Annotated in this window: 9 protein-coding genes; 2 read left to right on the forward strand and 7 right to left on the reverse strand. The window is 31.5% G+C overall.

What is annotated here, in order from left to right; translation table 11 throughout:
• Positions 1 to 48: 48 nt before the first annotated feature.
• Positions 49 to 11,007: a PA14 domain-containing protein gene (locus BXQ17_RS12930; protein WP_077811042.1), complete on the reverse strand. Its 10,959-nt coding sequence runs from the start codon at positions 11,005 to 11,007 to the stop codon at positions 49 to 51.
• A gap of 235 nt (positions 11,008 to 11,242) precedes the next feature.
• Here BXQ17_RS12930 and BXQ17_RS12935 point away from each other — a divergent pair, with 235 nt between their 5' ends.
• Entirely contained in the window at positions 11,243 to 12,373 is a 1,131-nt protein-coding gene (locus BXQ17_RS12935) for a PepSY domain-containing protein (protein WP_077811043.1), read from the forward strand.
• Positions 12,374 to 12,386: 13 nt separating this feature from the next.
• Here the strand turns inward: BXQ17_RS12935 and BXQ17_RS12940 are convergent, their stop codons facing one another.
• From BXQ17_RS12940 to BXQ17_RS12950, 3 genes are all read right to left on the reverse strand, one after another.
• Entirely contained in the window at positions 12,387 to 13,784 is a 1,398-nt protein-coding gene (locus BXQ17_RS12940) for an exonuclease domain-containing protein (protein ID WP_077811044.1), read from the reverse strand.
• The gene (gene rpe, locus BXQ17_RS12945) at positions 13,785 to 14,441 is read right to left on the reverse strand and encodes a ribulose-phosphate 3-epimerase (protein WP_077811045.1); all 657 of its coding nucleotides are present in this window, start codon (positions 14,439 to 14,441) and stop codon (positions 13,785 to 13,787) included.
• Between the two features lie 222 nt (positions 14,442 to 14,663).
• Entirely contained in the window at positions 14,664 to 15,527 is an 864-nt protein-coding gene (locus BXQ17_RS12950; RefSeq protein WP_018942691.1) for an RNA polymerase sigma factor RpoD/SigA, read from the reverse strand.
• Positions 15,528 to 15,733: 206 nt separating this feature from the next.
• Here BXQ17_RS12950 and BXQ17_RS12955 point away from each other — a divergent pair, with 206 nt between their 5' ends.
• The gene (locus BXQ17_RS12955; protein ID WP_368348239.1) at positions 15,734 to 16,303 is read left to right on the forward strand and encodes an RNA polymerase sigma factor; all 570 of its coding nucleotides are present in this window, start codon (positions 15,734 to 15,736) and stop codon (positions 16,301 to 16,303) included.
• 513 nt (positions 16,304 to 16,816) lie between these two features.
• On the opposite strand, the gene BXQ17_RS12960 is transcribed toward BXQ17_RS12955, so the two are convergent.
• The 3 genes from BXQ17_RS12960 to BXQ17_RS12970 are packed head-to-tail and all read right to left on the reverse strand — an operon-like array spanning position 16,817 to position 20,031.
• Positions 16,817 to 17,608 carry a hypothetical protein gene (locus tag BXQ17_RS12960; RefSeq protein ID WP_077811047.1) on the reverse strand — a complete coding sequence of 264 codons (792 nt, stop codon included), beginning with the start codon at positions 17,606 to 17,608 and terminating at the stop codon, positions 16,817 to 16,819.
• 59 nt (positions 17,609 to 17,667) lie between these two features.
• Positions 17,668 to 19,290, reverse strand: a complete 1,623-nt coding sequence (locus BXQ17_RS12965) for an Ig-like domain-containing protein (protein ID WP_077811424.1) — start codon at positions 19,288 to 19,290, stop codon at positions 17,668 to 17,670.
• A gap of 54 nt (positions 19,291 to 19,344) precedes the next feature.
• Entirely contained in the window at positions 19,345 to 20,031 is a 687-nt protein-coding gene (locus tag BXQ17_RS12970; protein ID WP_077811048.1) for a ComF family protein, read from the reverse strand.
• Between the last annotated feature and the right edge of the window lie 55 nt (positions 20,032 to 20,086).

Below are 20,086 nucleotides of genomic sequence, written 5' to 3' on the forward strand. Positions count from 1 at the left end.
CCAAACGTTTAAAAGTTTGGGCTTTTTTATTTTTATGTATTTCTATAACTATTTGTTATACAAAACCTTTTTACTGATAACACCTTTTTCAGTTTTAATGTTTACAATATATACTCCGTTAGCTATATTCTTAATTTTAAGTCTGTTTTCACTATCAGAAGAATCAATGTTCCAGCTGTTTGTTTTTTGACCTAAAAGGTTAAATAATACTACGTTTTCGATGTTTAAATTGTTTTTATTATCAATGACAAACTCGTTAGTAGTTTTGTCTAAGAAAGTAGTTATTAAATCATTTATTGGATTCTCTAGATTTGCATCATCAACACTTAACACAGTGTCTTGACTAAATACTATCGAGAATCTATTTAAATGCTCTCCTTTATCTAATTGTAAAACAACTTCGTTATTTGTAATGTCGTACGTTTTGTTATTCAATTTATCTTTTACAAAAATAGTGTTGTTTACCTTTTTGATATCATCTAAATTTAAAATAACAGCACCTTTATAATCCATTATTATTTCAAAAGGAATCTCTAAAGAATTTGAAACACTTTGAATTCCTGCAATAACATATTTGTTATCACTATTTTCAAACTTCCAATAAACATCCGTTGCACCTAAATCGTTAATAGGACTATCAAAACCTTTTTCAAATTCAAAAGTATTGTTCGGGCTAAAAGACACTCCAATTTGTCTGTGTAATGGCTCTCTATCTTCGCTAACAAAGTCCATTCCTATTTTTAATAAAGGCAATGTGTTAAAGTCGCCATTATCTTGCTCAACAACCTTTTTTCTTTCAGATTTAAAGAATACAGCATTTCCACTATCTTCTGTAACATATTGTCTTTGACTGTTGTTAAACACGATTGGACCACCGTCAGAATCACCTCCAATAAAGAATCCTTGACCAATAGGAATGTAAGTTCCAGGAGTTTTAAATAAACTACTATCTGTACCACTTGATGGTGCACATGAAACATCTCCATCATCGTCATTCATTTCTATAAAGTCAATATCAATTGTATTAGAATCTAAAGACTCAAATCTTATAGTAGAACCAACAATAACACAATCGTTAATAGTAAATGTTTCATAACCTGATGTTGCAGGTAAATCATAAGAACCAACTTCTACATTGTCTTTAAGGAAAATTAAAGTCTTACCTGTAACAGATTTGTAATTAATATTTATTTCATCTGTAGCTCTTGTAATTCTATTAAATTCTAAAAATTCTATACTTGTATTCAATCTTACAACTTCTCTTGCTTGATCTGTAATTGAAGAAGTATTAGTTGTCGCTTGTTCTGCTTCTAAGGTTATGCTAAAAGCACCAACAGCAGGTTTACCTAAACTAGCTACAGCCATAGAAAGATTAATTGTAGAGTAACCACCAACATAACCTTGGTAATTATGTCCGCTAGTTTCAGAACTAGTATTTTCTTCGCCTACATGATCCCAGAAGTATAAACTACCATCGATAGAATTGATATTGTCTTTAATGAATTTTAAAGCATTCATAGCAGACGGAAATGGATTTCCTATTAAATAAGAGTCACTTCCTCCAACTGCTGTAGTTAATTCTCCATCATTAGGATTACCAACAAAAGTATAGTTTTGTGCTACTTCTGGTCCTTTAAAAATATAACCATCTGTTGGCGCTATTGTTCCTGATTTATACTTGTGTTCATAATTAGATCTTTGTCCTCTTGTGCTAGCAAAAGTATAAATCCAGTAATCTGCAATATTTATTGGTGTACCTGTACTACCATCATAACCGCCTACAAAATTAATATCTCTTGCAATGTTTGATGCTCCTTGACCAACAACACCCGTAAAACTAACCGGGTTTGTACCGTCTTTTAAAACTGATTCTATAGAATACGTTTGTAAATCGACTGTTCTTACAGGAGAACTCATGTAATTGTATCTATAAATATTTGCAAGTTCAGAGTTTTGTTCGACATACATTTTTCCGTTACCTGTAATATCGGCAACTCCTGTATGCGTTTGTACAAACTGACTTTTTCCAACCAATCGAATCTCTGCATTTGTGGTAATATTTAAATTATTGGTTACCACTAACAATTGATTGTCTATTGCTAGAATATTAGAACCTAATACCTCTAATTTACGCGCACTTAATCTTTCATTTTGATGTTCGTAATTTTCATCAACAGAAACATATCTAGATCTATCAGGATAACCATTATTCCAGTTACCACCAGTTCTTGTTGTTTTCTCTATTCTATGCAATCCTAACAAGGTGTTTGCATCTGAGTTCGAACTTTCAATCTCCGAAATTAACGGATCATGTGGATGTCTCTCAGCAGAATCAATTAAGAAATTATAAGGATCTAACGCATCATCTATAAATACTACCCATTCGCTTTCTGTATAATTTACATTAGGTTGTAGCGTTTCATCTATTCTTACATACGATGTTTTATCTTTAAAAGATTCGATAATATCATATCTGTTTTCGTAAGAAGAGACCCCATTTACTTTTGATAAAGTAATAATATCATTAGCACCACTAATATCAGTTAAATCGTTGTTTTTAACAGCAATTGCATTACTATTGATGTTAGTTAACGTATTATTAGAGTTACCAAAAATAACCGATTGACCTGGAGCTAATGCAGATGTTACTGTGTGCGTTACATCTGGCGTAGTAGTTTGCACACCAGTTTTATCTTTATATAATTGTATATTGATAAGGTTAGCAGCAATACTTTTTGTTGGATGGATATTTGTAATCTCAATCCATCTTTCTGATTCAAATTGATATACTTGTGTTATCATAGGAATTCCATCATCTGTAATATCTCTATAATCTACATCACCAACAGTTAAAACATCTTGATCGTTATCGTCAAAATTATCTGTTTGTGTATTGTCGTACTCTCCGTTGATATCTGTATAACCTAAATCTGTATCTCCAGTTTCAGCTAAATCATTCAATCCGTTAGCACCAAATGTACCTGTTGATGTTCCATTACCGTCATTTGGTAAAGCGGCACCAGATTCTATAACATCAAATAAACCATCACCGTCTGAATCAAGATCTAAATAATCTGGAGTAGTATCTGAACCAATAGCCGCACTTGCATCTGTATTTACAGGATTTAACCCTAAAGATCCTAAACCATTTGCATTACCATTTGGTGTTGCATCATAAGCGTCATCTAAACCATCGTTGTCAGCATCATTTCCAGATGGAGCAACATAATCTATAGTAGATTGCCCTTCAATGTTATCTGGTATTCCATCATTATCAGCATCTAAATCTATGTGATTTGCAATTCCGTCATTATCAAAATCATACACATCAGGAATTCCATCAGAATTTGAGTCAGTATAATTAGTTACAGAACCATCTCCAGCATTTCCATTATCTGTAGTATCTCTGTAATTAGGTGTTCCGTCTCCATCTTCATCACCATCAGCATCATTATTTCCATTTTCTACAAGATCTAAAATACCGTCGTTATCATCATCAATATCTATATTATCTGCGATACCGTCGTTATCTCTGTCTGATGTATCTCTATAATCTAAATCTCCAGCTCCAGGGAAATCGTTATCTGCATCTCCGTAAGCATTTTCTAGATTTGTAATATTTGTAACTTTATCACCGTTACCAAGACCATCATTTACAGTTGAACCTTGTATACTAGTATCATTGTTATCATCAAAATTATCATCTAAACCATCATTGTCTATATCAGATCCAGATAAAACATTATCTGTATCTCCATTTTCAACAATATCTAAAATACCGTCATTATCAGAATCTGAATCTAAATAGTCTGGTATGTTATCTACACTACTATCAGTATTTACAGGAGTTAAACCTATTTGACCATCTTCATAATTATCGTCAACTCCATTGTTGTTAGCATCTGTAATAGATGAACCAATTCCACTAGGTGCTACATAATCATTTGAAGTTTGACCTTCTATATTATCTGGTATACCATCGTTATCGGCATCGATATCAATAAAGTCTAGTTTACCGTCGTTATCAGTATCACCGTTTGGATAAGAATTTGGTGTTCCATCGTTATTTGTGTCAGCACCAGTAACTATTAAAGCATTATCAGTATTAGCACCATTGGCATCACTACCGTTAGCTAAAGCATTTGTAGGATCACCATCTACAACATCATTAAATCCGTCATTATCAGCATCCGTAAAGTTATCAGCTTTACCGTCACCGTTTGTATCTGTTCCACCAGCTTCAACCACATCTGCGATACCGTCGTTATCAGCATCTAAATCTAAATGATTTAAGATTCCGTCGTTATCAGTATCACCAGCAGGATAAGAATTTGGTGTTCCATCGTTATTTGTGTCAGCACCAGTAACGATTAAAACGTTATCAGTATTAGCACCATTGGCATCACTACCGTTAGCTAAAGCATTTGTAGGATCACCATCTACAACATCATTAAATCCGTCATTATCAGCGTCCGTAAAGTTATCAGCTTTACCGTCACCGTTTGTATCTGTTCCACCAGCTTCAACAACATCAGCGATACCGTCGTTATCAGCATCTAAATCTAAATGATCTAAAATTCCGTCATTATCAGTATCACCATTTGGATAAGAATTTGGTGTTCCATCATTATTTGTGTCTACACCAGTAACGATTAAAACGTTATCAGTATTAGCACCATTGGCATCACTACCGTTAGCTAAAGCATTTGTAGGATCACCATCTACAACATCATTAAATCCGTCATTATCAGCATCCGTAAAGTTATCAGCTTTACCGTCACCGTTTGTATCTGTTCCACCAGCTTCAACAACATCAGCGATACCGTCGTTATCAGCATCTAAATCTAAATGATCTAAAATTCCGTCATTATCAGTATCACCATTTGGATAAGAATTTGGTGTCCCATCGTTATTTGTGTCAGCACCAGTAACGATTAAAACGTTATCAGTATTAGCACCATTGGCATCACTACCGTTAGCTAAAGCATTTGTAGGATCACCATCTACAACATCGTTAAATCCGTCATTATCAGCGTCCGTAAAGTTATCAGCTTTACCGTCACCGTTTGTATCTGTTCCACCAGCTTCAACAACATCAGCGATACCGTCGTTATCAGCATCTAAATCTAAATGATCTAAAATTCCGTCATTATCAGTATCACCATTTGGATAAGAATTTGGTGTCCCATCGTTATTTGTGTCAGCACCAGTAACGATTAAAACGTTATCAGTATTAGCACCATTGGCATCACTACCGTTAGCTAAAGCATTTGTAGGATCACCATCTACAACATCATTGAATCCGTCATTATCAGCATCCGTAAAGTTATCAGCTTTACCGTCACCGTTTGTATCTGTTCCACCAGCTTCAACAACATCAGCGATACCGTCGTTATCCGCATCTAAATCTAAATGATCTAAGATTCCGTCGTTATCAGTATCACCGTTTGGATAAGAATTCGGTGTTCCATCGTTATTTGTGTCAGCACCAGTAACGATTAAAGCGTTTGCAGTATTAGCACCATTGGCATCACTACCGTTAGCTAAAGCATTTGTAGGATCACCATCGACAACATCATTAAATCCGTCATTATCAGCATCCGTAAAGTTATCAGCTTTACCGTCACCGTTTGTATCTGTTCCACCAGCTTCAACAACATCTGCGATACCGTCGTTATCCGCATCTAAATCTAAATGATCTAAGATTCCGTCGTTATCAGTATCACCGTTTGGATAAGAATTAGGCGTTCCATCGTTATTTGTGTCAGCACCAGTAACGATTAAAACGTTATCAGTATTAGCACCATTGGCATCACTACCGTTAGCTAAAGCATTTGTAGGATCACCATCTACAACATCATTAAATCCGTCATTATCAGCATCTACAAAGTTGTCAGCTTTACCGTCACCGTTTGCATCTGTACCACCAGCTTCAACAACATCAGCGATACCGTCGTTATCCGCATCTAAATCTAAATGATCTAAGATTCCGTCGTTATCAGTATCACCGTTTGGATAAGAATTCGGTGTTCCATCGTTATTTGTGTCAGCACCAGTAACGATTAAAGCGTTATCAGTATTAGTACCATTGGCATCACTACCGTTAGCTAAAGCATTTGTAGGGTCACCATCCACAACATCATTGAATCCGTCATTATCAGCATCCGTAAAGTTATCAGCTTTACCGTCACCGTTTGTATCTGTACCACCAGCTTCAACAACATCAGCGATACCGTCGTTATCCGCATCTAAATCTAAATGATCTAAGATTCCGTCGTTATCAGTATCACCGTTTGGATAAGAATTAGGTATTCCATCGTTATTTGTGTCAGCACCAGTAACGATTAAAGCGTTTGCAGTATTTTCTGAAGTACCATCTTGACCAACATCACCATCCACAACATCATTAAATCCGTCATTATCAGTATCTACGAAGTTATCAGCTTTACCGTCACCGTTTGTGTCTGTTCCACCAGCTTCAACAATATCTGCAATACCGTCATTATCTGAATCTAAATCTTGAGTATTTGGAATACCATCTCCATCAGAATCTAAGTTAGGGATTGTATTACCACCGTTATCAACATCATATAAATCATCTAAACCGTTATTGTTAGCATCATTAATTAAAGTACCATTGGCATTAATATTGTCAACTTTACCGTCACCGTTTGTGTCTGTTCCACCAGCTTCAACAATATCTGGAATACCATCGTTATCAGAATCTAAATCTAAATGATTTGGAATTCCGTCGTTATCTGAATCTATTGGTAAACAGTCTAAGAAAATTCCGAAAGCAACACCTTGTGAAGAACCATTTACAGTGTTTTTAAGAACAACTCTAATTGTATTGGCTTTATTTGATTTTAAAACATAAAAACCATTTCCTCCAGAACCAGTGTTATTTCCTTCTAAAAATGCTTCTTTAGCATTTATACTAGAATTTGTAAAAGTATTAGGTATGTTATCTAATAATTCCCAGTTTGTACCCGAAGTATAGTATTGTGCTTTTTCTGTAATTTCATCTGTACTTTCACCATCTGCAACTACAAGGTTTGGTGTGAATACAATATTATTATTTAAACCTGTGAATCGAATTGTAAAGTCGATTTCAGAAGAAGGTTTACCAGAAGGATTGTAAAGAACTTCATTATCTGGTGTTGTATCGTAATATTGTTTTAAATGTGGATTTGGATTTGCATCCCAAGCAGCCATATCTACAGGAACAAAATCTGTTGTTAACCCATTTTTAGCTGATGCTGAAACAACAGTAGCTGTTATAGTAGAGCCATCTGGCATTGTAAATGTTTTGCTGTCTCCTAAGTTTATACCGTTTGTGAAATCTCCATCCCAATTTAACCAAAAGATATTGTCTCTAAAAGCACCCAATAAAGGAGCTGAATTACCTAGGTTATTACCACTACAATCCATTTCGTCTACATCAGGTATACCATCATTATCGTTATCTAAATCGAAAAGATCTGCTACACCATCATTATCAATATCATTTTTATCTCTGTAGTCTAAATCACCCGAACCAGGGAAATCATTGTCTTGATCGCCGTAAGCAGTATCTAGAGTAGCTGCATTAGTTACTTTATTACCATTACCTAAACCATCATTTACAGTAGAACCTTCTGTGTTACTATCGTCATTGTCATCAAAATTATCGTCTAAACCGTCACCATCAGTATCATTACCAGATGCGCCATTATCAGTATCTCCATTTTCTAAAACATCATCTATACCGTCATTATCTGAGTCTAAATCTAAATAATCTGGGATAGAATCGTTTGAAGCATCTGTATTAACAGGAGTTAAGCCGATTTGTCCATTTTCATAATTATCATCTACACCGTTATTATTAGAGTCTGTAATTGATGTTCCTATTCCGCTTGGTGCAACATAACCATTTGAAGTTTGACCTTCTATATTATCTGGAATACCATCGTTATCTGCATCTATATCTAAGTGATTAGAAATTCCGTCTCCATCAGTATCACAATTAGGTGATAATATTGAAAATGGTAAATTTCTTCTTGAAATGGTTGAACTAGAGTATTCTACATCTAATGAATGTTGTCCTGTATTTTCAAAAAATAAAACAGTAATTTCATGTATACCTTCTTTTAAAGGAATGTTGTCTCCAGTTACTAAACCAGCAGCAGCATGTAAACCGTCATAATCTACTACCTGATTTCCGTCTATAAAAAGTTTAGAACCATCATCAGAATTTAAGTAAAAAGTATAATTTGTAGTTGATGGAATATTTATATAACCACTATATCTAATACTATACGTTTGGGTATCTGATGGTGTAACCATTTCTTGTAAAGCCGTTACATCAAAATTAGTAACTGTACCAGTAGCAGTAGCACCAGTAGTAGGAATATTATCTACTGTATTTCCGCTAGGAACACTATCATAAAATTCATAATTTAAACTACCTACACAAGAGGCTATTTCAACTGTATCTAAAATACCATCATTATCATCATCTAAATCATCAGAATCTACAATTCCATCTTTATCAGAATCTTTAAAATCTCTATAGTCTAAATCTCCATCTCCAGGATTAAAGTTGTCATCGTTATCACCATAAGCATTTTCTAATGAGTTGATATCTGTAACCTTATTACCACTGTTTAATCCGTCATTAACGGTAGCTCCAGAAATGCTAGAATCGTCATTATCATCAAAAGCATTGTCTAAACCATCGTTGTCTGAATCTGAACCAGTTAAGGAGTTTTTATCATTTCCATTTTCTCTGATATCTGTTATGCCATCATTATCTGAGTCTAAATCTAAATAATCTGGATTGTCTATACCATCTGTGTTTTCTGGATCGAAACCTATTATTGCACCAGATTCATAATTATCATCTACACCATTATTATTAGTATCTGTAATAGTATTTGCGATACCACTTGGAGCTATGTAACCATTTGAAGTTTGACCTTCTATATTATCTGGAATACCATCATTATCTGCATCAATATCTAGATGATTTGGTAATGTATCAGAGTCTGAGTTAGCAGGAGTATTTCCTGTGCCAGCAGAACTAGGTACACCATTTGTAGTACCAGATGTACCAACATTTCCATCTGCTTGACCATCTCTATTAGTATCTGTACCACCAGATTCGATAACATCTGTTATTCCGTCGTTATCAGAATCTAAGTCTAATGAGTTTGGAACACCATCACCATCTGAATCGATATCTTCATATAATACAGGTGGAGTACTCCAGTTATTACTAGGAATACAAGGTTCTAAAGTTATTGAGTGAAAAGAAGGTTGGTTAGAAGATATACCATTACCAAAACGTATACTTATAGATGAACTAAGTGCATAAGTAGCAGTTATTTGATATTCTGGTTTATCTACAGCTATTTCTTCTCCAAGAGTACCATCACTTATAAATCCTTTATTAAAACCACCTGCGTTGGCTGGTTGACCTGTTAAAGGATTTAAATTATTTGGGTTGTCTGTTTGTAAAATATCAGTATAGCCATCTTTGTAAGTAACAAATTCATATAAATCATTATCAATAGTTGATAATATGTAAGTTGTTTTTGGTGCAGGTGTGTTTGTATCTGCAACAACAAAATCTATTTTAAATTCTGTAAAACTTGTAGGGCTTGCATGCTGAATTTGTGGTTGAAAATTGTTATCTATTCCAGCAGTTGTTTCTGGTACATCTAAACTAATTATTGACGTATCTGTAGAAGATACAATTGTTACAATGGCATCTACTCCAGGATAAACATCATTATATAAAAATTGACTACCAACTGTTGGTGAATTAACATTAGATCCGTTATAAGAAAAAGGCCCATTGGCAGAACTAAATATAGGAGCTGCTTTAGTATTACAGTCTACCAAGTTTCTTTCATCTGTATCTAAAATACCATCATTATCATCATCTAAATCTACATCATCTGCGATACCATCATTGTCATTATCTGGCGGTGTTACAGTTATTATAACAGAAGCAGTATCACAATTAGAAGTTGAAGCTTTTTCACATATTCTATATACTAATGTATAAGTTCCTACTGGTGTATTTGGTGAAACATTTACAGCGCCTGTAGATGTATTTAAGCTAATATTAGAATTAGTTGTACTAAGTTGTGTAAGATTAACTGTTGACAGCGTTGGTGCTACAGTTTTTAAAATATCATTAGATAAAACATTATTTACAACTGTACCACTAACGCCATAAGCTGTAGTTGCGCTCTCGTTTACGGCGTCTATTATACTAGCCGTTTTTAATGTGAAATTACCTAAAAAACCTGCTCCTCTTACTCCGTTCGAATTATTATTATCTGTATAAACAATTGTAACTGTTCTTACTGACTTAGACCCAAAATCTACAATGATAGACCCGTTATCATTATTGTCTGAATCTGCTCTTGCAGTAGATGATCGTGCAGAATTAATAGTTGTAGAAGCTACCGTAGTGTTTGGTGGGTCTACTATTGTTATTGAGTTTGGTGAGCCTGCATTACTTGTAACAGCAACTCTATCGACCCTACCATTACTATGATCTATGTCTGAAATACCAAATCTAAGATTAGTTATATTTTGACTAAAAGTTAATGTGATGGTTACAGGCGAATTTGCATTTGCTCTACCAGTGTCTGCTGGGTCAAACGCAATTCCAAGATCATCTACACCACCAAATAAACCGCCAGAAGCACGATCTATTCTTGGAAACCTCATGTTAGTACCATTAACGATTCCATCGAAAAAATTACCATCTGCTGCGTTACGAGTAATGTTAATTGTAACCGATTCTTGCTTAAAACCAGCAGGCGTTGTTAAATTAACAGTACCAGAAGTTGAACCTTGTGGCCAATTTGCTGTACTCCAATCTATACTTGATTGAGCTAAAACGTTAGATGAATTTAAAATACCTATTAATGTGAATAGGACTAGGGTAGTATGCAATTTAAAACGAAGTATTCCCCCAAATATTTTCGCTTTCTTTACATATGTTAGCATAAAATAAAAAAATTTTTAAGAGCACAAAAGTAATCATTATTTATCGTGCATCATTATTTTGACACCAATAAGTTATAATGGTCACATAAATATTAACTATCATGAAATAATCATAAAGATATTCCCTGTTGAATAATTATTTATATTAATTCTAAATAAAATTGTATTTGTCAAAGTAATTTTTATATTTGCATTCGTTATTTAAAGTGAGTCTAAATAAATATAATTTCTATTGATGAAACAAAAAACTACATATACTTTTAGAAAACTAATAAACGATATTCATCTTTGGCTTGGTTTAGCCAGTGGAATTGTACTTTTTGTGGTCTGTTTAACGGGTACAGTTTTAGCATTTGAACACGAGATAAAAGATTTTTTTGCTGAAAAGCTTACAATTGAAGAAACAAATGAAAAAATAGCCATTTCTTCTCTTGTTAATACGCTAAAAGAAAAAGAAATAGGCTTTGTTACCGGAGTTACACTTCCTTCAGAAGATTTAAAGCCTTATGTTTTTAATGTAAAAAAAGATTTAAAAGAAAGAAGAGGCGCAAAAGTATTGGTAAATCCTTTTAATGCAGAAGTAAAGAAAGTACAAAAAACAAGTGCAGATGCTTTTTTACTTGTCATGTTTAAATTGCATAGGTGGTTAATGTTAGATACAACTGTTGGTAGACCAATTGTAGGTATTGCTACAATAATATTTTTGATTCTTTCTATTACCGGAATTGTTCTTTGGTTTCCAAGAAAAATTAAATTAAAAAACTTTAAGCAAGGATTTAAAATAAAATTCAACGCAAATTGGAAAAGAATAAATCATGATTTACATAATACTTTAGGTTTTTACGCTTGTATTTTTATCATAATCATGGGTTTAACTGGTTTATGTTGGTCTTTTGAAGGTTATAGAGAAGGTTTAAGTACAGTTCTTAGTACGAAGGTTTTTAATCGTTCTAGTGTTAAACTTAATGTAGATAAAATACCTACGGATAAAATATTAACTGTAGATGAGTTGATTACTACTGCTAATAAAACTTTAGATTATAAAGGTGAGCTGTCGGTAACTTTTCCGAGTAAAAGAAACAACTATTATAGTTTTAGAAAGTCTGATGAATCAAGTTTTTCTCCCGTTTTTACAGATAAATTATATTTAGATGCCTCAGGCAAAGTTTTGGCTGTAGATTATTTTAAAGACAAACCGTTTAATGTAAAAACAGCTTCTTTAATAAAACCTTTACATACAGGAGAAATATACGGAATGCTTTCTAAGATTATATATTTCTTAGCATGTTTAATTGCAACAAGTTTACCTGTTACCGGAACAATAATTTGGTTGAATAAATTAAAGAAAAATAAAAAAAAGAAGTAGAAAAATAATAAACTTATACTTTTTCTGAAGATTCAATACTATTGATGTCTTCATTAAAAGTATTTTTTTTCTTTAAATATGCTGCAATAATTCTTTGTACATCTCTGTTGTCTTTTTTAGGCTGAACAAAAAATTGATAATCTTCTGGATTAGTTAATTGATTCGCTTGATCAGAATCTACATAACCAAAACCTTTGTAAATTCCGTCTAAAATTAAAGCAAAACCAACTTCATTTTCTGATCTTCCGGTTTCTTTAATTACTAGATTTTCTGCTCCAATTCCTACAGAGTTTATTGCATCTTTTACGCGTAGATTATAATTTTCTACAGATTCTTTACCACAACAAACTCCTTTACATTCTTTAATTTGATAATGAAAACAGCTAGATACATTGGTTTGTAAATGGCAATATTTCGGGCAAAGTTCAAATTCTTCGCACAAATTTTCTATATGCTTTCTAGCTTCTGCAACAGAGTAATATTTCATCATTGCATTCGGAATTAATTTTAACCGATTATATGCTAAATGAATGATTCCTTTTTGGTCTTCGTAAGAAAATAAACCAACAGCTTCTCCAGATTTTCTTTGTGCTCTATTATATTTAGGATAAATACTTTTAATTTCTTCCGACTCGTGCAATAATGCCAATAATTCACTACCTGTTTTGATGAAAGAAATATCGGCAGTTTCTAAACACATGTTTTGTTCTTTCTTTTTTTTGTCATAAAAATGACTAATAACACGCTGTTTTATATTGTTAGCTTTACCAACATAAATTACTTCTTTATCGCTATTCTTAAAATAATAAACACCAAATGTTTCAGGTAAATTGTCTACAATTTTTTTATCTAATAAAGGTGGTAAGGTTGCTTGTCTAGAGCGAGTGTTTAAAAAAGAATTAATTATAAAATTACCATCTCTTTCTATCAATCGTCTAAATAATTCTGTAGTTGCTTCTGCATCGCCTTTTGCTCTGTGCCTACCATTAATAGAAATGTTTTCTACAGTGCAAATATTACCCAAGCTGTAAGAATTTAAACCGGGCATAATTTTTCTAGATAAACGAACCGTACACAGTTTTTTTCGTTTAAAATTAAAACCTAAATTTTTAAACTCTTCGTGAATTATATTATAATCGAAATTAACATTGTGTGCCACAAAAACTCTGTCTTTTGTAATTTCTTCGATCTTTTTAGCAATCTCATAAAACTTCGGTGCATTTCTAACCATGGCATTTGTAATACCGGTAAGATTGGTTATAAATGCGGGTATGTTTTGTTCTGGATTTACTAAGGATGTAAACTCATCTACAATTTTTTTTCCGTCGAAAACAAAAATGGATATTTCGGTTATTTTCGAACCTTTATATCCATTTCCTGTGGTTTCTATGTCTACTACTGTATATAGCAATTACTGTATAATATTTTTTAAATCGGCAATTGTTTCTGTAGGGTTTTCTGCTCCAAAAACATAACTGCCGGCAACCAATACATTTGCGCCAGCTTCTATTAATTTATTAGCATTTAAATTTGTTACACCACCATCTATTTCTATTTGGCAAGAAGATTCTGTAAACTCTATTAAATGTTTTAATTGGCTTACTTTTTTATACGTATTTTCTATAAATGATTGTCCGCCAAAACCCGGGTTAACACTCATAATACAAACCAAATCTAAATCTGCAATAATGTCTTCTAAAACTGCAATTGGTGTGTGCGGATTTAAGGCAACTCCTGCTTTCATTCCGGCAGCTTTTATGGCTTGCACTGTTCTGTGTAAATGTGTACAAGCTTCATAATGCACTGTTAAAATATCTGCACCTAAATCTGCAAATGTTTGAATGTATTGATCCGGATTTACAATCATTAAATGTACGTCGATTGTTTTAGTAGCGTGTTTTTTAATGGCTTTTAAAACAGGCATTCCAAAAGAAATGTTTGGTACAAAAACGCCATCCATAATATCTATATGAAACCAATCTGCTTCACTATTATTAACCATTTCTATATCGCGCTGTAAGTTGGCAAAATCTGCTGCTAAAACCGAAGGTGCAATTAAATTACTCATGTGTTTGTTGTTGTGTTGTTATTTAGTTTTGCAAAGGTAATTAATCGAATGTCGATAGCCAAGGTTTTAATTTTTTGGTGTTTTGTTTGATAAGAAAAAAAAGCGAGTATAGAAAACAGGAAATAACTTCAAAAAAAAACTCTCGAAAAGAATTTCGAGAGTTTTAAGTTTTTTATACTTTTTTAAGAGTATGAATGAAATACTTAGTGCAATTTGTAGTTGCTAACCTAAGTAAGTCATTAAAATTTTAGATCTAGACGTGTGCTTTAATCTTCTAATTGCTTTTTCTTTAATTTGACGAACACGTTCTCTTGTTAAATCGAAAGTTTCACCAATTTCTTCTAATGTCATTGGTTGGTGTTCACCTAAACCAAAGTATAACTTTACAACATCTGCTTCTCTTGGAGTCAATGTTTCTAAAGCTCTATTAATTTCTATACGTAAAGATTCGTGTAATAAAACTCTATCTGGGTTTGGTGATTCACCAGAGTTTAAAACATCGTATAAATTAGAATCTTCACCTTCAATTAAAGGTGCATCCATAGATACGTGACGTCCAGAATTTTTCATAGATTCTTTAACGTCATTAACAGTCATGTCTAATTTCTTAGCAATTTCTTCTGCAGAAGGCGGACGCTCGTTTTCTTGTTCTAAGAAAGCGTACATTTTGTTAATTTTATTTATAGAACCAATTTTATTTAATGGCAAACGTACAATACGAGATTGTTCTGCTAAAGCTTGTAAGATAGATTGACGAATCCACCATACGGCATAAGAGATAAATTTAAAACCACGAGTTTCATCGAAACGTTTAGCAGCTTTAATTAAACCTAAATTACCTTCGTTAATTAAATCTGGTAATGTTAATCCTTGGTTTTGATATTGTTTTGCAACAGATACAACAAAACGTAAATTGGCTTTTGTTAATTTTTCTAAAGCTCTTTGGTCTCCGGCTTTAATTAACTGTGCTAATTCTACTTCTTCATCGGCAGTAATTAAATCTACCTTTCCTATTTCTTGTAAATATTTATCTAATGATGCAGTTTCTCTATTGGTAACCTGCTTGGTAATTTTTAGTTGTCTCATCTAAATTCTCTCTAACCTTTTTTTAAGGATTAATACTCTTGCTACACTTACTTATACGGAAGAACGAAACATAATGTTACAAAAAGAAACGATTTTTTTATAAAAAGATAATATTTAACCGTTTACCGATAAATAGTAACCGTTTATCTTTTTAAAAATTTTAAGTGTGACTTATGTTGTTATTTAGTGTCATAAAACCAACCGAAGTGAATACGATAGAATTAAAAATTACAGATGAAGAATTAGTTTTCGAAATAGTTAGAACTAATAATACAGAATTATTTGCAACATTATACGATAGATTTTCTAGCGTTGTATATAATAAGTGTTATGGTTTTTCAAAAAGCAAAGAAGAAGCAGAAGATTTAATGCATGATGTTTTTGTTAGACTATTTGTTAAATTAAAAACTTTTAAAGGTAATTCTAAGTTTTCTACTTGGTTGTATTCTTTTACATATAATTTTTGTGTAAATTATGTGCAAAGAAACAGCCATAAGAAAAAAGAAAAAGTTACAATTGTAACAGATCAAATTAAAGAGAATAACGATTCTTTTGAAGAAATTGAAGATGCTAATTTATTAGAGTTAAAATCTGCTAAACTTGCAAAAGCTTTATCTTTAATAGATCCTTCGGATAAAATGATTTTATTGATGAAATACCAAGATGATAAGAGTATTAAAGAAATAAAAGAAGTTTTAAATATTGGTGAAAGTGCAGTTAAAATGAGAGTTAAACGAGCCAAAGCCAAGGTTGTTAAAGTATACGAATCATTATAAATAATTATGAGTAATCCATTCAAGAAAATTCTACCAAATCATAAAGTTTCCTCTAATGTTAAACACAAGGTTTTAGTAGATGCTAGAATGATTAAACACACATTTGAAATAGCAGACCGATACGTCTTAAAATATCCAAGAACCCTAACTAATTTCTATATTAATTTAAAGTAAGTTATACTTTAAATTGCCCTCTACATTTAGAAATTTTTTCCCTTTTTTTATTTTTACCCTACATATTAGTCAAGTTTGAATAAATTCAATTCTTTGATTAAATTTTAGTTTTTTATACAGAACGTTAAAACTATATGTAGCACAAGTTAGTAAGCTGAAAACTATCTTACTTAAATTTCCTCTTCAAACACTAAATAGTTAGTAAAACTATTTTATAATGAATCTTAATTTTTTAAAATAATATGTTAGCATTTTTAGACTAAATATCTTCATATCAAATAAAAACAACCATATCGATTTATAGTGCTTTTATTCAATTTAATAAAGATATTATTAGCTTTAGTAGAATAACGGAGTACTAAAGTTAAGGTGATATATTAAACCAACTTGCATGGTTAATGCCCATTCATTGTTTCTATTTTCAAAAACTTCTGCTTTTAAACCATCTATTGTGTCAGAAAAGAAATAAGAATAATTAAATTGAGCAGATAAGTCTAGTTTTTCAGTAAGTTTATATCTAGTTCCTAAACCAATATTAAAAGCAAAAGCTTCTCCGCTACCAATATCTAAAGAATTTTCTTCTGTATATTTTTTAGGTAAGACCGCTATATCTTCTTGCCAATTACCAAGTTCAGATTTTAAACTATTGTTATAAAATGAATATTGAATACCGAAAGTAAAAAATGGATTGAAAGAAATATCTGTGTAAGGATAAACAAATTCTTCTAAAGGTCTTAAAAAGTATTCTAAATGCAAACCTAAATTTATCATTCTTATACTTCCTTTCATGGCTCTTAGTTGCTCGCCACCATAACTTTGTTTAGAAGCCCAATAGCCATGATGTTCTAACTCGGTATTTTTTACATACTGAATTTCTGTTTTAACCATTAAATGATTTCTCATAATATCATTAGGATCCCAACGCAATGTTCTGTTGAAAAAATGAAGATAATGAGCAACAGCAAAAGACATACCTTTGTTGTTATACTCGCTTCCAAAATGGTTTCTCTCACCGTAATCTGTTTGTAAACTAGTGGTGCCAACAAAACCACCGATATCGTGTGTGTAATGCTGCGCCTTAAATTCTAGAATAAAAACAATTACAAAAATAATTGTTATAGGGGTTCTCAAGATTTAGGGGTCTTAAAAGTAAAAAAACAAAGATAAATAAATTTTTTACAGTTGCAAGATTATTTTAAGTTTTTAACTCTGAATGTGTTACCCTCTAAAAAATAATTAGCTCTTACTTTTAGCTCTTCTTGATAATAAATAATGTTTTCTGGCTTTTGTCTTAATAAAAAGTTTCCGGTGTCCCACTTTTTATTATTGTTTTTATCAATTATTGCCCTAACCATATAAGTATTGGGTTCTAAAAGTGTAAAAACCAATTTTTCTGTTTTGTTTAAATATTTTCTTTCAACAATTTGATCAAAATCTTTACCCGTTAGTAAATCAATAATTAAGTTTTCTGAATCTTGATTTACAACGTTTAAAGTGATTTTACCATAATCTTCTAATTCTAAAGTTTTAAAACTATAATTTAAGGTGTCGTTTTTAATATTATAAATATCAGTAAAACTTCCTGGTAATGCTTTTAATGTGTAGTTTTCTTTTTGATTTTTCTTAAATATAAAACCAATTTTGTTTTCTTTTTTAGAAAGAAAACTCGAGTAATTTACTGCAATTGTATCTTTATCTATAAGTGAAATTTTACTGGTATCTAATTTTATAATCGGGTTGTTACTTTTTATGAAAAAGGTGTCTCTAAATTGTAAGGTACCACCAACAGATGGTTTTAGGGTTAATGAATCTAGTTTTTTCTTTCTAAATTTAACTGTAACTGTATCTATAAAAATATCATTAGTAACTAGAAAATTAAGCGAGTCTAATTCTAAAGGTGTATACCAATAGTTTAAAGTATCTTTATCTGTTTCGAACTTTGAAATGCTCTTAAAATCTTCTGAAACTTTTGATAATAGAGAAACTTTAAAATCCTTTATTTCACCTTCGTATCCAAATTCTATTTTACCTTTTGTAATTTCTTTAGCTCTTTTAAAAGCATAAGATTGTTTTTCTTTAAAAAGTGTAATTGGGATATTAATAATACTATCTTTTGGTAATGTAATTGTGTCTGTATAAAAGCCAATTTTATCTAATTTAGGATTAAAAATATAATCGCTAGTAGATTCTTCTAGTGCCATTAAAAGATATTTTCCTTCTTTTAAATTTGTAAATCGAAAAGAGGTTGTGTCTATAGCAGTTGTTACATAATTTGGTTTTTGTTTGTAAATTATAGAATCTGTATAAGTACTGTCTAACTTATACAATACAACATTTGTGTTTTTAGGTTTTTTGTTAAAAAATGCGTCTTTTATAGTTCCTGATGTTTCAAGAGAATCAATATAACTTCCTGTAGAAAAAATGTATTTGAATTGTTCTAATTGATTACTTTCATTATTATCTTCGATAGCATTACCAAAATTAAAAATATATGTTGTGTTTTTTGCTAAAGTATCTAAGATTTCTATTTTTAAAAACTTGCTAGCCGTTCCTTGAGGTGTTACTAGTAAAGGGTTTTTTAAAGGCGGAGAAACAACTAATTGTTTGTTTAAATCTTTTAATTTTATAAACTCATTAAATTCTAATTTAACTTCTTTTTTATTAAAGTTAATTGTTTTGTAAGGCGGATTCGAGTTTACAAATAAAGGTGCATTTTCATCTTTTGGTCCGCCATCTGGTCTACCTGTTTTTGCACAACTAAGAATTAAAGCAGTAAGAACTATAAATAAAAGAGGTTTATAAATGAATTTCACAAAAGTAAATTTTTTACAAATTAACAATTTATTTTTCAAAATAAATCACAAAATTTAATCTGTATAAGCCATTGTTAATATGCTAATTTTAATTCCTGTAGACTTTAAAAGTTCTTTGGCACATGCTTCTATTGTTGCACCGGTTGTAATTACATCATCTATAATTAAAATGTGTTTGTCTTTTAGAATTGAATTGTCTGTAATCTCAAATTTAGCTTCTAAATTATTAAATCTTTCAAACCTTCCTTTTAGGGTTTGTGTTTTAGTGTCTAAATTTCGAATTAAAACATCTTCAATTAAAGGGATGTTTAAATGTTTGCTTAAAGTTTCACCGAATTTGGTAACTTGATTGTAGCCTCTTTTACGTTTTCTTTTAGCGTGAATAGGTACAGGAATAATACAGTCTATTTTAGAAAACGCTTTATTATTTGCTAGTAATTCTCCAAGCCAATTCCCAAAAAACACACCAATATCTTCGTTGTTTTTGTATTTAAGCTCGTGAATTAAATTTTTTGTAATACTTTTTTTCCTGAAAAATAATAATGCATATGCTTTTTCAATTAAAACTCTACCTTTAAACGAGTTGGTAATTTTATTATTGGTGTAACTATCAAAATTAGTTAAAGGTAAATCGTGTCTGCATAATAAACACAATATGGTTTCATTTTTAAGCAATTGGGTTTGGCAATTTGCGCAAATTTCAGGGTAAAAAAGATGTAATAAATCCTTTAAAAATTTCATTTTAACTCTTTCGCTTTTTTTTACTAAAGATAGTTTAAATTTTTTAGTACAATAT

The organism is Polaribacter sp. BM10 (assembly GCF_002005425.1).
GTDB lineage: Bacteria > Bacteroidota > Bacteroidia > Flavobacteriales > Flavobacteriaceae > Polaribacter > Polaribacter marinaquae.

Coding starts and splice junctions, on each gene's coding strand:
- BXQ17_RS12930 (WP_077811042.1), bottom strand. CDS start 11,007: ATGCTAACATATGTAAAGAAAGCGAAAATATTTGGGGGAATACTTCGT.
- BXQ17_RS12935 (WP_077811043.1), top strand. CDS start 11,243: ATGAAACAAAAAACTACATATACTTTTAGAAAACTAATAAACGATATT.
- rpe (WP_077811045.1), bottom strand. CDS start 14,441: ATGAGTAATTTAATTGCACCTTCGGTTTTAGCAGCAGATTTTGCCAAC.
- BXQ17_RS12950 (WP_018942691.1), bottom strand. CDS start 15,527: ATGAGACAACTAAAAATTACCAAGCAGGTTACCAATAGAGAAACTGCA.
- BXQ17_RS12970 (WP_077811048.1), bottom strand. CDS start 20,031: ATGAAATTTTTAAAGGATTTATTACATCTTTTTTACCCTGAAATTTGC.